This is a genomic window from Methylobacillus rhizosphaerae (genome assembly GCF_900187985.1).
GTDB classification, from domain to species: Bacteria; Pseudomonadota; Gammaproteobacteria; order Burkholderiales; family Methylophilaceae; genus Methylobacillus; species Methylobacillus rhizosphaerae.
In genome coordinates, this window is sequence record NZ_FZOA01000005.1 from 179,340 (window position 1) to 194,046 (window position 14,707).

Genomic DNA, 14,707 nt, shown 5'->3' on the forward strand with positions numbered 1-14,707 from the left:
GTTTCATGAAGCCAACTTGAACTCAATGGGCACGGTCGCCCAGCCATCAATCGGCGTGTTGCCACGTCTCGATGGGGCAAACTCCCAACCCTTCACCGCCTCTACCGCTGCCTCATCCAGGGTTTTCCTGCCACTGGATTGTTTGATTTCAACGCCCTGTACCCTGCCATTCGCCAATACCCTGACGCGCAGTATCACAGTGCCCTGCCAACCCTGGCGCTGGGCGAATGATGGATATCTGGGCGCTGGATTATTTAAATATCCGGCATAACCAGTTGCCTCTGTCACCGGCTCTTCCTTCACAGCTTCAGGAGCTGGAGCCGGTGGAGCGGCCTCCACAGGCTCAGACGTCTTTTCTGTTGTTGTATTTTCCTGCACCACAATATCGTCAGGCTTGATATCAGGTTCAGCTTCCGGCGTTTTCAATGCCGGCTGGGGTTTAGGCTGAGGTGGTGGCTCCTTCACTACCTTTTTAGGAGGTGGCGGAGGTGGAGGCGGCTTCACTTCAGGTGGAGGCTCAATGACCGGCTTGATAATTTCAATGGTCACAGGCTTAGTCTTGGGAGCCACTACTACATGCGGAATATGATTGTAGTAATATGCCCCGCCAATATGAGCGGCAATGACAATCAGGCCCAGCGCCAGGTAGTGCCTGCTGCGCCCAGAGGCAATAACCTCTTGCACTATCTCTTGCTGCCGCAAGGAAAATGCATGATCCAGATACTGACTTTCCCCTGTTGCCCGCTTGCCGGACTCTCCCCTTGCATGCCAGGAATGGCCGCTGTCAATCAAACCCGCTGAGGGACTCAAGGCAGAAGTAGACACTCGTATCTCCTTTAACTCATCCGTTGCGTACTAGACAAAATCCGTCAACACATCATCCCTGATGGCATGAAATGCTGGCGCAGTCCTAATGCGTGGTCGCGGCAGGCTTACCGGGACAATCCGTTTGATGCGGCCTGGGTGTGACTGCATGACCACGACCTGATCTCCGAGAAATACGGCCTCTTCCACATCATGTGTCACCAGAATCGTGGTCAGTCCCTGGTGCTCCCAGAGTCGTTGCAGTTCCTGCTGCAACTTGAGCCTGGTCAGCGCATCCAGGGCGGCAAACGGCTCATCCAGCAACAGCAATTGCGGTCGCAATATCAAGGCTCTCGCGATAGCGACTCGTTGGGACATACCACCGGAAATCTGGTGGGGATATGCTTTCTCGAACCCGGATAGACCAACGAGGTCAATCTGCGCCTGCACGCGTTTTCTGCGTTCAGGCTTGGATACATTCGTGGCTGAAAAGGCCAGCTCGATATTGGCTTCCACTGTCAGCCACGGAAACAGACGATGCTCCTGGAACACAATCCCCCGGCCAAGATCAGTGCCCTCAATACGCTTGCCCTGATACACGATATCGCCCTCATACTGGGTATCCAGCCCAGCCACCAGCTTGAGTAAAGTGGATTTGCCACAACCGCTGGCGCCCACAATGGAAATGAACTCTCCTGAACGGATATCCAGATTGATATCTGACAAGACATTCAAGTTTTCCCCTGCAAGCTGGAATGTCTTGCCTACGCGCTGGATCGCCAAATCCACTGGTCCAGGCTGGCGTTGTACCCTATCCTGTAACTGATATTGCGGTGCTTGTTGTCTTGCGAAACTCAACACCGTATTCAATGCGCTCATGCTTATTTCTTTCCCCACCAAGGCTTGTGGCACCTACAGGCACCTGACTCAAATAACCAGAAACCATTTTTCATCGCTCACCTTTTGAGGAACGTAAAAAATTTAATCTTGCTATATATAGGCAATCGCCATGCCAACTACCATAAAATTAATTTCATTTTATTTTTCATATAGTTACTTATAAACCATCATTCATTCCAGTCTGAATGTGTTGCCTGGTCACCAGGAAAATATGCGCAGATGTTGGAAAATAAACAGGAGCTTGTGATGAAAATAGAACAGCCCTGCATTGCAGGGCTGTTCTATTTAATATCGCGGCCTGGTTGAGAGCGAGGACCGCATGAACTTCATGACATGATCACTGCTTTGCATGAACCTGGGGAATCTCCCGGCTTTGCCAATAATCTTCCAGATTCAATTCCTTGAGCGCATGCTCCACGAAGCGGGGATTGATCAACTGATCAAGATTTACCTCATTGCGCACCAGGCCAGAGTGCTTGGCATAGCTTGTCACACGCAGATAATGCGTTTTCAGGGCATCGTCATACAGTGGCGACCAACGATCCTTCCAGGCCACGATATCATTGTCGTAATCCTTGCGCACCACATCCTCCGGCAATGCATTGGTGGCATATTCCTTGATGTATTTATCCTTGTTGGCCTCCTGCGATATCCAATAGTTGGATTTCACGTATGCCGTCACAATTGCCTGGGTCAGCTGCGGATACTTCTTCACGAAATCATTGCTTGCCCAGAGCCCACCCATGAGCTTCCAGTCAGGCGGTGCATTCTTGGTCGACCAGATAATGCGTCCCACCTTACGCTGCTCCAGGATATGGGCATCATTCAAACCGAAGAATCCATCCACCGTGCCACTTGCCAGCGCTGCTGCACCGACTTGGGGATTGACATTGACGATCTTGAAATCCTTGAAACTCAGCCCCTTGGATTCAAGCAGGTTGGCAAACGCAATTTCCCACGGGCGGCCACGATGCAAGGCAATACGCTTTCCTTTCAGGTCCTCAATGCTCTGTGCCCCGGATTTTGCCGGCACAACCAGATAGGAATTGCCACTTCGCCCCCAGGGCGCTACCAATTGCACAGTGGGTTTGTTGGCGTTCAGGATCACTGGTGGCAGATCGCCATAAGAAGCAAAATCCACTTTGCCGCTGGCAAACCCTTCATTAATGATTGGGCCGACTGCGGCGTGTGATGCCGGCACCCATTCAATTTTCACTCCCTGCCTGGCCAAGGTTTCCTCCAGGCCACCTTCGGTCAACGCAGCAGCGCCATTCAGGTAAGTGGTTTTTCCTGCAATGTTGTATGCCACAGCCGCAATACGTACCACCTTGGGCGCTTCCTCCCGAGCCAGGGCAGCAGTGGCTGGTGCAGTGATAAAAGTGATAATAAGCAGCCTATAAAATGCTTTGCGTAACATGAAAAACTCCAGAAACGATATCGATACTGTTTCAAAACCCAGTACGGGGCATTTGAAACTCATCAAGAAACAGTGAAAAAACAGTGCGCTCTCCCGTCGTCGGGTAAAACACACTGGAACCTGCAAAGATCACCTGCCCACGCAGTTGCCCGCGTATATAAGTCCGTTGCCAGCGTCATGCAGCCTTGGATTGCAAGCGCTGCAATGCAGCTTGCAAGGGGCGCTGGTCAATCCACTCATCCAGCTCAAAATCCCGATCCAGCAAGCCATGAATCCACATGAAATTTTTCTGCTTGTCGAACAGGGCAATACGCTCAGGCGTCAGCGCAGGCTCCAGATGCAGGTGGAAATCGTTGCGGTAGGCGGTTGCGACGCTTTCCGCACCAGCAAACGTCTCATCCTGCAAAATGGCTCTCACCCCTTCCAGATTATGTTTGGCCCAATCTGCCGCGCGCAGCGTCTGGTAAAGAAAACGGACTACCAGATCAAAATGGTTTTCCAGCAGATGCTCATGCACAGTGATAGGACGCGGGGTGCCATTGTTGACACGTACCGCAGGATCAGGATGGCTATCCAGGTCTATCCCCACGACGACACCCAGGCGTTTTGCTGCTTCAACAGCAGAAGCGCCCTTCACATATACAGCATCAACATTGCCTGAAATCAGGTCATCCAACCCAGCCCACAATCCCCCCAGTACTTCACGGGTACGACGGGCATCGCCGCGTCCACGCCCTGCCGCCACCTCTACCAGCTCAACATCATCCAGGGTCAATCCTGCAATGCCCAGCGCCCCCTTATACCCATGCAGGCTCATACCACGGGCAATGCTGCTACCGCGCACATGCTCCTTGATGGGGTGATCAACAAATGCTGGCAGAGCTAAACGCTTGCCTTTAAGGTGCTGTGGTTCGGTAATTCCAGAATCAGGTCGCACCAGGATAGCCTGCCATTCGTCTATCCAAGTCAAACCAATCAGTCGCGTAGGCGCATATTGCGCGCGAGCAGCTATCGCAAGCAGGTTTCCACCCTCCCGTATCAATGTCGGCAACTGATGATCATAGTGGTGGCGGTTGAATTCCCTGGGGCCCTCCTGCAGTGTGGACACAGCAATACCATCACGCTCAAACTCCTCGGTCAGCCAGCCCAGTTTGTAGGCAATTCCAGTCGCAGTAGGCACTGGGCAACGGGTAAACCATATTTGATTCAATGCCTCATTTTTCTCGCTCATCGCAACCTCTCCCAATTAACCCAGATCAGTTGCAGGCAACAGGTTCAATGCCTTGGCCTGATCAAAAATCCTGGCCATACGCCATTGCTGGGCCAATACCCCAGGACCATAATCTCGCGACCCTCCAATGGCATCAGCCAGTATCTGGATCTGCGCCCCCTCTTCCAGCAGCAAAATGAATTCTGCGGTTTTGCGCAAGCCTTGCCTGCCCCAGACCGTGGAGCCGCCATTTGCCTCGAGAATCGCCGTGTGATGGGGATTAATCCTGATCTGGTCCAGGATAAAATCCACTTCCTGCTGCCGACGATCAATATAGATAGGAATCTCCCGGATCAGGTTATAACGCTGCACCGGTACATAACGGATCGGCAATGTGCGGTGTGTTTGTGCCCAGGCACCAAGATACGGGGAGTGCACATGAGAGACCGTAGTGATATCGGCATGCTCTCGGAACAGCTTGATATAGCGTCCAGCGCCAGCCGCATTGCCATTCCCCAGTATCAGCCTGCCTTCAAAATCCACGACAATGGCTTGCAGTTCGCGCTGCTCCCAATTAAATGGGCCGGGATCATTCACAATCACCAGCAGCTCCTCGCCCGGCACACGCTCAACAAACCCCACCGTGCCATTCGCAGTAATAGTGCCAGTCTGGCGAAATGCGGAAAATGCTGTTTTGGCATCAGCCAATACCTGGGCAGCAAAAGCTTCCAGGTCGTTTTCTGTATCAATTGCGGTTATCGTCATCTCTTACCTCTGAATTGTCATCAATAACAGGAACTATCTGTCAGGAGCCCGGCTTTCCCGGACACTATGCAATTCATTGGCAAGAGCTGTGCCATTGAAAAAGCAAACCCATCAAATAAAAAAATAATAATTTAAATTCAAATATTTATTAAAATAATATAATATTTAACATTAGATATTGCAGTGTGTATTAATCAACATTTGCGCATATGGCAACACCTACCCACCTGGCATCACTGCTTCAATCACAACAGTCCATTGTTGCCAGCAGCCATCACCTACATATTCCATTTAATAATATAATTATTAACATATAGTTTTTGTTAGTCTAAATAAGCAGCGTATATTGGAAAAAATTTAGTCAAGGAAAGTCCTGAACAATGCATGCTGAATTATGGAATTATGAGCGCGCATTCGAGAGTGCAGATCATGTGATCATCCATCCAGACCCCAATGCTGTCAGTCTGTCTGTCCGTGCCAGCGCACTGGTATTCAGCGACCCCCGCTCACAGGGATTGCTGAACCTCATTGAAAAAATCGCAACCAGCAATGCTACGGCCCTTGTCATCGGCGAGACCGGCACAGGAAAGGAGCTCATTGCCCGGCATATCCATGCACTGAGCAACCGCCGGAATGGCCCATTCCAGGCCATCAATTGCGGAGCATTCTCGGAAACTCTGGTGGAAAGTGAATTATTTGGCTATGAACGTGGCGCATTCACGGGCGCGACCACGGCCAAGACTGGCTGGTTCGAGTCTGCCAACGGCGGCACCCTTTTTCTTGACGAAATTGGCGACCTGCCACAATCCACACAGGTCAAACTACTGAGAGTATTACAGGAGCGTGAAGTCGTACGCCTGGGATCACGCAAGGCAACCCCGATTGATGTGCGTTTGATTGCCGCCACCAATGTAGACCTGGAAGAGGCCGTGCGGGCTGGACGTTTCCGCGAGGATCTCTATTACCGGATCAAGGTAGTGCCAGTCGATCTGCCGCCATTACGGGAGCGGCCTGGGGATATCCTGCCGCTGGTGGAACATTTCCTGAATGTATACAAGTCACGCCTGCATACAGACATTCCCAAACTGGCGCCAGAAACGATTCAGCAACTGCTTGAATATCCCTGGCCCGGCAACATTCGCGAGCTGGAAAACGTAATCCATCGCGCATTATTGATTTCAACCTCCGGCACCCTGTTTCCCCGTGACCTGGGGCTACCAGCCGTAGGAGCCTTGCGCCTAGACAAACCTGATGCCAGGCCGCCTGTATTCACGACGCATCACAACCCAGGACAAGAGGAAGCAAACCAGTTGGAGGCCCAAACATCATCATCCAGTGAGTCCTACCAACTGGAGCATGTTTTCAAGCAGCTGTTTGCATCACCGCCACCCGGCCTGTTTGAACTGGTCAATGCTACCTTGGTCAGGAACGCGTATGCATTCAGCAATCACAACCAGGTACACACTGCAAAACTATTGGGTATCAGTCGCAATATTCTGCGCACCCGATTGAAAGAGCTGAAACTGATCGCCTGAATCAGTTCCAGCATCAAAAGCGGTATATGCCGCTTCTGGTTTTCTAGGCCACCAGTGTCTGCGGCACATCCTGTTTCAGGAGGAATACTGCCTGTTCCACTGCAGTTTCAACCCGCTTACGGATTGCATCACTGGTCAACTGATAGTTGGTGAACTCTGTATCCTTGGCATAAATGGCAGTAGGCGTGGTGTAAATGTTGAAAAAACTCGCCAGCGTGCGCAGCTGATAATCAACAACCAACGCATGCTGGTCACTGCCACCAGTTGCCGCAAGAATGGCAACTTTACCTGCCAGTGCCTTGGGATCGAGCAGATCGAAGAAATGTTTGAGCAAGCCTGTGTAGGACGCCTTGTAAACCGGACTCGCGATCACGATCAGATCTGCCTCTTGCAGTTTTGCATACGCCTCTGCCAGCGGCTCGGGGAAATGATTGTATGAAATCGTACTGCCCAGTACCCCTGCGATTTGCGCAATATCAATGATCTCGGCAGGCGCATGCAATTGCTGCGATGCGCTGGCAGCAATCTCCTCCACCAGTGCCCTGGTCCGGGAAGGTTGCGTCAAACTGCCTGAGATACCTACTATTTTTGCCATTCCTGCTACTCCTGCTCACATTAATCGATTCACTTCATGCCATGGCATGCGATGAAATAGATTCAGCAAGAAAGGTGCCAGGGCAAAATGTAATTATAAATCAAATACAAACAATAAAGTCCCCCTGATCCAACATGGGTAAGTGTTGATTTTGCAGCTGTCATGCTGAATCAGTGCTGATTAACCAGCAGTTATTTTCCGACTGCTTTCATAGCAGCAGATACTTCTGCATCCATCCAATAAATGACTCATGGATTCATCCAATGCAGTATCCATTATGTCGGCCATCATCCTGACCAATGACATTTTTTTATGTTTGAATTCAATCGACTTCCGCCAGAATGCCTCTTGCCCCTTAAATCAGGCAATGAAATCACTGGCTGTTTGTACCAGCTTTGAGTTAGAATTTTGGCTTGGCGGGCCTCCCCGCATTGCAAAGTAGCCAACCTGGTCAGGTCCGGAAGGAAGCAGCCACAACTATTGAAGCAAGTGCCGGGGGTTTGGCTCGCCTCTTAAAGAACACTATGTACTACGCCTTGATTATCTGGCTCCGGACAACAATTGCCTTGAAATATCATAATCTCAGGTGCAGGCAGTCTCCCGTAACGCATGATACCCATTGAGTTAATACGCTATGAGCTATCAGGTTCTTGCCCGCAAATGGCGTCCCAAATCCTTTGATGAACTGGTTGGCCAGGAACACGTTGTACGTGCGCTGACCAACGCGCTGGAACAGCAACGCCTGCATCATGCCTATCTATTCACTGGCACCCGAGGTGTAGGCAAAACCACGCTATCACGCATTCTGGCAAAATCCCTGAATTGCGAACAAGGCGTCAGCCCCCGCCCCTGCGGCCAATGTGCAGCCTGCCTGGCCATCGATAAAGGCAGTTTCCTGGATTATGTGGAAATGGATGCCGCCTCCAACCGTGGCGTCGAGGATATGACCTCACTGCTGGAAAAAGCTGTTTACGCGCCAACCCAGGGCCGCTACAAAGTCTATATGCTGGACGAAGTGCACCAGCTGACCGGCCATGCGTTCAATGCCATGTTGAAAACGCTGGAAGAGCCTCCGGCCCACGTCAAATTCATTCTTGCCACGACTGACCCGCAAAAAGTCCCGGTCACAGTGCTGTCGCGCTGCCTGCAATTCAACCTGCGCCAGATGTCTGGCAGTGGTATTGCAGAACACCTGCAACATGTCTTGACCGAAGAGCATATTGTCTTTGAACCTGTCGCACTGAACCTGATCGGGCGTTCAGCCAATGGTAGTATGCGCGATGCTCTTTCACTGCTGGACCAGGCCATTGCCTATGGCGGCAACAGCGTCAACGAAAAAGAAGTACGCGCCATGCTGGGGGCTATCGACCAGGGTTATCTGTTCGAGCTGCTTGGCTCCCTGCTCGCCAATGACGGCAATGCCTTGCTGGAGCAGGCGCGAGCCATGGAGCAGCGTGCCATATCATTTGACACGGCACTGAATGACCTGGCCAACCTGCTGCATGAAATTGCGATTGCCCAGGCCGTGCCCGGCAGTATTGCAGATGATCACCCTGAGCGTTCAGCATTGCTGGATTTGGCCTCGCGCTTCAACGCAGAAACCATACAGCTGTATTACCAGATCGCCTTGCTGGCAAGGCGTGACCTGGGTCTGGCGCCGGATGAGTTTGCCGGCTTCACCATGGCCTTGCTGCGCATGCTGGCCTTCAACCCAGGGGATCAGAAATCTCCCCCTGCGCACGCGAAGACGGTACCACCAACTGCTGTCACAGCTGCGCCCAGCGAGAGTCCTGTCCGCGCCAGTGCGGCACTTGCAATCAGCACACCATCTGCCAGTATGCCAGCCACGACACAACCGCCGGCCCCGATGGATAAACGCCAGGAGACAACGCCACCTTCGCCTCCCGCCCCGGCAAATAATCAGGCAAACGCAGAGGATGTTGAGGCAGTATCTGATTCCGTGACGCGCAGCTTTGATGGGAACTGGCGCACATTGGTCGACCGCCTGAAATTGGGCCTGGCTCGTGCCCTGGCGCAAAATTGCGAATTGAACAGCTTCGACGAGCACAGCATCATGCTTTCTGTGCCACCATCACAAAAACATCTGCTGGGCATGGGGTATGAAGAAAAGTTGCAAAGCGCAGTCACGCAATATTTTGGCCGCAAGATCAATATGACTTTTTCCCTGGGCGGCAGTGGCAATACGCCAGCCCAGATGATGAGCCAGGAAAAAGCCATGCTGCAGGCACAGGCAGAAAACGCCATCCAGAATGATGGGTTTGTGCAAGCGCTGATCAAGGACTTTGGTGCTCACATCATTCCATCCAGTATCAAACCACTTCAATAAATCCGGAGGTATCAACATGATGAAAGGTGGCTTGGGCAACCTGATGAAACAGGCCCAGCAAATGCAGGACAATATGAAACGCGCCCAGGAAGAACTGGGCAAAGTGGAGGTTGAAGGCCAGTCTGCTTCAGGTTTGGTCAAAATCACCATGACCTGTCGCCACGAAGTACGCCGCGTCAGTATTGATGACAGCCTGCTCAGTGATGACAAGGATATGCTGGAAGACTTGATTGCCACAGCATTCAATGATGCGGCCCGCAAGGCCGAAACCACCACACAGGAACGCATGAGTGGCCTGACTGCCGGCCTGCCGTTGCCTCCTGGCATGAAACTGCCATTCTAATCACTCATGCGCAATCCACCTGCTCTGGAACAACTGGTAGAGGCCTTGCGCTGTTTACCAGGCGTCGGGCCAAAATCCGCATTGCGCATGGCTTATTACCTGTTGCAGCGCGACCGTAAGGGGGCTGGGCTATTGGCCCAGTCGCTGGACCAGGCCCTGCAGGTTGTCAGCCATTGCGGCTTATGCAACAACTTCAGCGAGCAGGAAGTTTGCCCGTTATGTACCTCCCCTGCCCGCGATCACTCCCTGCTCTGCATTGTGGAAATGCCCAGTGACCTGATGATGCTGGAACAAACCCAGTCCTATAATGGCATGTATTTCGTACTAATGGGTCGATTGTCACCACTGGATGGCATAGGGCCGCGCGATATTCACCTGGACAAGTTATTGAAGCGCGCCCAGGATGGAGAAGTGGAAGAAGTCATCCTCGCCACCAACTACACAGTGGAAGGAGAAGCTACGGCCCATTATGTCAGCGAATTGCTGCGGGCTCGTGGCCTGAAGGTCAGCCGCATTGCACGCGGCCTTCCTATGGGTGGTGAAATCGAGCATGTGGATAGTGGCACACTGGCCCAGGCCATGCTTGAACGGCGCAACGTCCGCTAACACCGCTTTCACAGGTGTGTGTGGCTTGAAACCACCTATCTCAACGCTTACCCGCTCTTTGTTAATCTGGCACTTACGGGGGCGTGAATTGAAACAAGGAAGCTGTGAAGGCTGACGCCGTTAAATCCACTTGCACCCTTCACAGGTACGTGAATTGAACACAGCCTACCGAGAGCACTACTACCGGTCTGACGTCTCAAAGCAGCTACTGACGCTAGCTTGCTGAAGGCTGTTCCGCTATCGAGGAAACCGGGCATGGGTCATCCAGCCAATTGACCAGGCAGCTTTCCAGATCCTCAACGGATTGCACGGCATAATCCGCTCCCCACTGCAATGGACGGTCATGTTCATCAATATAGCCATATAATGCAACGACAGCAGGCATGCCAGCCGCCTTTCCTGCCTCGATATCACGTTGCGCATCGCCAATATAAATACACGCATCCGGCGGCACTGCAGCTTGATCGCATGCCATCAAGATAGGATCAGGATATGGCTTGGGGCGTGGCGCATCATCCCCACATACCAGGCAGACCGCGCGCTGCTCCAGCCCCAATGCTGTTAGAAACGGGGCGGAAAACCTTCTTGGCTTGTTGGTGACGACTCCCCACTGCAAACCTGCGGCTTCAATCTTATGCAGTAATTCCGCCATGCCTGCAAACAAGGTCGGTGACTTGATGTAGACCTCATCATACAGTGCAAGATATTCATCACGCATCACGGAAAACCCAGGACTCTCTGGTGTCAGGCCAAACCCCACACCCAGCAGCCCCTTGGTACCATGGGACGCAAATGGTCGAATAACCACCTGATCCAAGGCAGGTAATCCATGGCGCTCCCGTTGCAGGTTAAGTGCAAGTCCAAGATCCGGCGCCGTATCTGCCAGCGTACCATCAAGGTCAAACAAAACCAGCCGCTTCATACCGACTTGACCGTCTGCAGAATATAATTGACTGACACATCATCATTCAATTTATAATTCTTAGTCAATGGGTTATATCCCATCCCCTTGGTTCCTACAGTCTCCAGGCCAGCTTGCCGAGCCCAGCTTGCCAACTCTGATGGTTTGATGAATTTTTCATACTCATGCGTACCGCGCGGCAGGAGGTTCAGCACATACTCCGCACCCACTACCGCAAAAAGATAAGCTTTTGGGTTGCGGTTGAGCGTCGAAAAGAACACCTTGCCGCCCGGTTTCACCAATGCTGCACAGGCACGTACAATCGCTGCAGGATCCGGCACGTGCTCCAGCATTTCCATACAGGTCACCACATCAAAGCTTTCCGGAACTTCCTTCGCCAGGTCTTCCACTGAAATCAGGCGGTATTCCACCTTGGCGCCACTTTCATATTGATGCAGCTGCGCTACCTTGAGCGCTTTTTCACCAAGATCAATACCTGTGACCTCAGCACCCCGCTCGCTCATGGACTCAGAGAGAATACCCCCCCCGCACCCGACATCCAGCACGCGCTTACCCGCCAGACTGGCATGCTCATCTATATATCCCAGACGCAAGGGATTAATCTCATGCAATGGCTTGAATTCGCTATTCTTATCCCACCATTTATGGGCAAGCTCAGCGAATTTCTGTAATTCTGCCTGATCTACATTGAGATTTACTGACTCAACCGGGTTTGCCATTTGCTACTGATCTCCTTTAATTCCGCAGGCTCTATATTGGCATACATGCCAGCCTGCCCTTCCAGTTTCTGATATTTCAAATCGCCATTGACCCATACATGAGTCACATGTTCACGACCTGCACTATAGACCAGATGTGACACAACGTTGAAACAGGGTTGTATTTCGATTGCAGACAGCTTCAATGCTATCACGTCAGCGCACTTGCCCACTTCAAGAGAACCGATCTGCTGATCAAGGCCCAAAGCCTTGGCTGCATTCAGGGTTGCCATTGCCAGCGCATCCATAGCCGGCACACTGGCAGCATCCCCGCTAACCCCCTTGGCCAGCAAGGCTGCAAGGCGCATTTCAGCAAACATATCCTGGCGGTTATTGCTGGCAGCACCATCTGTACCGATCGCCACATTGACTCCTGCTGCCTGCAAGGCGGCCACGGGTGCCATGCCACTGGCAAGCTTGAGATTGGAGGCTGGACAATGTGCAATATGACAGCCATAGGCAGCCAGTTTCTGCATTTCCGTTTCAGTCAGGTGCACCCCGTGCGCAGCAACCAGGTTCGGCCCCAACACTCCCAGGGATTCCAGACGTTGCAAAGGATGTACGCCATACTCCTTCAGGCTGCTGCTGATTTCCTCCCTGGTTTCATGTAAGTGTGTATGTATGTTCAGCCCCAGCTGTTCGGCATACGTGACCACCTGCTCAAAAGTACGATTACTGACAGTATAAGGCGCATGAGGAGCAAAACTTGCACTCAATAACGGCTGATCCCTCCAACTATCCCGCGCCTGCAAGCCCTTTTGCAGATAATCTTCCGCATCATGCGCATATGCAGTGGCGAACTCCATCACAACCAGGCCGACATTGGCCCGCATGCCTGCTTGCAAAGCAGCGTCAGCCACGGCTTGGGGAAAGAAATACATATCACTGAAACAAGTAGTGCCACCAGCCAACATTTCAGCACACCCGAGCAAAGTTCCATCTCGCACGAACTGCTCTGAAACATATTTTTTCTCTGCAGGCCAGATATATTCCTGCAACCAGCTCATCAAGGGTTGGTCATCAGCAAATCCACGCATCAGGCTCATGGCTGCATGCGTATGCAGATTAATCAATCCAGGAATCAGGACATGCTCATCCAGCGTTACCACGCTGGCGGCAGGATACCGCTGCCTGGCCTGCTCAGTTGATAAAATATCCAGGATTTTCTGGCCATCCAGTATCACGCTGTGATACTCCAGTACCTGTCCATACGGCACAACAGGCACGACCCAGTGTGCATCCAGCGCTTGAAGCGCAGCAGATGAAGCAACTTCTTCGGCTGTATGAGGTGAATTCTTATTCATGGGAGCACCATATGAAAAAGCCCCGCTTTGCGGGGCTTTTTTTAACACTCAGGCAGACTATTAGTTGCCAGCGCGTTGTACTTCGATTTCAACCACTACACGGCGGTTAGGTTGCAAGCACTCGATTGCCTTCTTGCCACGTACGCCAGCGCACTCAGCAACAGGTTCGCTTTCACCCTTACCAACTGCATGCAGACGGCTTTCTTCAATACCTTGAGCAACCAGGTACTTCTTAACAGTGTTAGCACGACGCTCAGACAGCTGTTGGTTGTATGCATCGTTACCGATACGGTCAGTATGACCAGTGATCAGCACCAGCTCAACTTCTGGATGAGCCTTCATTTTTTCAACCACGTCTGCGTTCAGAGCAGCCTTACCTTCTTCCTTCAGGTTGTCCTTGTCGAATCCGAACAGAACTTCAGAAGACAGGGTTACCTTTTCAAAAGCTGGCTCTGCAGGACCAACTGGCTCTGGAGCAGGTGCTGGAGCTGGTTCCGGAGCTGGCTCTGGAGCTACTACTGGCTCTGGAGTAGGCTCAACAACTGGAGCAGGCTTAGCGCCGCCGAAACGGAAGATCGCACCCAGGTTCAGGTAGGTATTACCTACAGTGTGTGTGTCAAACTGTGCATCAGAACCCATGTATTCAGCACGGCTCCATACGTGACGCAGATCAGCTTGCAGGCCGAAGTTCTCGTTGAAAAGGTATTGTGCACCCAGACCAACGTTAGCCATCCAGGATGTCTTCTTGTCACCGATTTGTGTGCCAACAGGACCTGCTCCGGAAACTACAGTAGTCTTGTAGTCAATATCGTTACGTGCTGCGCCAACACCAGCCAGCAAGAATGGACGGAATTTCTCACGGCTGAAGAAGTACAGTGCATCAACACCGAAAGTTGTTTGACGGTATTTACCTTCTGCACCATCGAAATCATCGTAAGAACGATTGTGGCCCAGGCCTACTTGCACATCCCAGTGCTCACTGATTTCCTTACCAAACTTCAGGAAACCGCCAGCACGACTGGAACCAGTTTCCAGCTTGCTGTCAGCGTGCATTACATTTACGCCTGGCAATGCATACCAAGAACCATCATATGCAACTTCATCAGCAACAGCTGCTGTAGATGCAGCAAACGCAAATGCGCCTGCAACTGCAATACCAATCAGATTTTTTTTCATTCGATTTAACTCCTGATGACTAACG

Annotated in this window: 14 protein-coding genes and 1 other RNA gene; 5 read left to right on the forward strand and 10 right to left on the reverse strand. The window is 51.9% G+C overall.

Annotation, left to right across the window (positions count from 1 at the left end):
* Window positions 1-3: 3 nt before the first annotated feature.
* The 5 genes from CHB59_RS07145 to CHB59_RS07165 form a co-directional block, all read right to left on the reverse strand.
* On the reverse strand, window positions 4-825 hold the full coding sequence (locus CHB59_RS07145; protein WP_089375540.1) for an energy transducer TonB: 822 nt from the start codon (window positions 823-825) through the stop codon (window positions 4-6).
* A 30-nt stretch (window positions 826-855) separates the two neighbouring features.
* Window positions 856-1,683, reverse strand: a complete 828-nt coding sequence (locus tag CHB59_RS07150; RefSeq protein ID WP_089375541.1) for an ABC transporter ATP-binding protein — start codon at window positions 1,681-1,683, stop codon at window positions 856-858.
* A gap of 358 nt (window positions 1,684-2,041) precedes the next feature.
* Complete coding sequence (locus tag CHB59_RS07155) at window positions 2,042-3,121, reverse strand: ABC transporter substrate-binding protein (RefSeq protein WP_089375542.1); 1,080 nt, start codon at window positions 3,119-3,121, stop codon at window positions 2,042-2,044.
* A gap of 175 nt (window positions 3,122-3,296) precedes the next feature.
* Window positions 3,297-4,352, reverse strand: a complete 1,056-nt coding sequence (locus CHB59_RS07160; protein WP_089375543.1) for an ABC transporter substrate-binding protein — start codon at window positions 4,350-4,352, stop codon at window positions 3,297-3,299.
* Between the two features lie 15 nt (window positions 4,353-4,367).
* Window positions 4,368-5,096 (reverse strand): class II aldolase/adducin family protein, encoded by a 729-nt coding sequence (locus tag CHB59_RS07165; RefSeq protein ID WP_089375544.1) that lies wholly within the window; start codon window positions 5,094-5,096, stop codon window positions 4,368-4,370.
* Window positions 5,097-5,476: 380 nt separating this feature from the next.
* Between CHB59_RS07165 and CHB59_RS07170 the strand changes: the two genes are divergently transcribed.
* Entirely contained in the window at window positions 5,477-6,631 is a 1,155-nt protein-coding gene (locus CHB59_RS07170) for a sigma-54 interaction domain-containing protein (protein WP_089375545.1), read from the forward strand.
* A 43-nt stretch (window positions 6,632-6,674) separates the two neighbouring features.
* Here CHB59_RS07170 and CHB59_RS07175 read toward each other — a convergent pair whose 3' ends face one another.
* Window positions 6,675-7,226: an NAD(P)H-dependent oxidoreductase gene (locus CHB59_RS07175; RefSeq protein ID WP_089375546.1), complete on the reverse strand. Its 552-nt coding sequence runs from the start codon at window positions 7,224-7,226 to the stop codon at window positions 6,675-6,677.
* A 415-nt stretch (window positions 7,227-7,641) separates the two neighbouring features.
* On the opposite strand from CHB59_RS07175, the gene ffs reads away from it, so the two are divergent.
* From ffs to recR, 4 genes are all read left to right on the forward strand, one after another.
* Window positions 7,642-7,739: signal recognition particle sRNA small type (gene ffs, locus CHB59_RS07180), an RNA gene on the forward strand.
* A 121-nt stretch (window positions 7,740-7,860) separates the two neighbouring features.
* Entirely contained in the window at window positions 7,861-9,573 is a 1,713-nt protein-coding gene (dnaX, locus tag CHB59_RS07185; protein ID WP_089375547.1) for a DNA polymerase III subunit gamma/tau, read from the forward strand.
* A gap of 16 nt (window positions 9,574-9,589) precedes the next feature.
* Window positions 9,590-9,916, forward strand: a complete 327-nt coding sequence (locus CHB59_RS07190) for a YbaB/EbfC family nucleoid-associated protein (RefSeq protein ID WP_089375548.1) — start codon at window positions 9,590-9,592, stop codon at window positions 9,914-9,916.
* Window positions 9,917-9,922: 6 nt separating this feature from the next.
* Window positions 9,923-10,522 carry a recombination mediator RecR gene (recR, locus tag CHB59_RS07195; RefSeq protein WP_089375549.1) on the forward strand — a complete coding sequence of 200 codons (600 nt, stop codon included), beginning with the start codon at window positions 9,923-9,925 and terminating at the stop codon, window positions 10,520-10,522.
* A gap of 214 nt (window positions 10,523-10,736) precedes the next feature.
* On the opposite strand, the gene CHB59_RS07200 is transcribed toward recR, so the two are convergent.
* Genes CHB59_RS07200 through CHB59_RS07215 form a run of 4 tightly spaced genes read right to left on the reverse strand, consistent with a single transcriptional unit; the run spans window position 10,737 to window position 14,682 of the window.
* Complete coding sequence (locus CHB59_RS07200) at window positions 10,737-11,444, reverse strand: HAD family hydrolase (RefSeq protein ID WP_089375550.1); 708 nt, start codon at window positions 11,442-11,444, stop codon at window positions 10,737-10,739.
* The gene (ubiG, locus tag CHB59_RS07205) at window positions 11,441-12,163 is read right to left on the reverse strand and encodes a bifunctional 2-polyprenyl-6-hydroxyphenol methylase/3-demethylubiquinol 3-O-methyltransferase UbiG (RefSeq protein ID WP_089375551.1); all 723 of its coding nucleotides are present in this window, start codon (window positions 12,161-12,163) and stop codon (window positions 11,441-11,443) included. The genes CHB59_RS07200 and ubiG overlap by 4 nt, the downstream gene beginning before the upstream one ends.
* On the reverse strand, window positions 12,139-13,506 hold the full coding sequence (locus tag CHB59_RS07210; RefSeq protein WP_089375552.1) for a TRZ/ATZ family hydrolase: 1,368 nt from the start codon (window positions 13,504-13,506) through the stop codon (window positions 12,139-12,141). Before CHB59_RS07210 ends, ubiG begins: the two co-directional genes overlap by 25 nt.
* 60 nt (window positions 13,507-13,566) lie before the next feature.
* Window positions 13,567-14,682, reverse strand: coding sequence for an OmpA family protein (locus CHB59_RS07215; RefSeq protein WP_089375553.1), 1,116 nt, complete (start codon window positions 14,680-14,682; stop codon window positions 13,567-13,569).
* Between the last annotated feature and the right edge of the window lie 25 nt (window positions 14,683-14,707).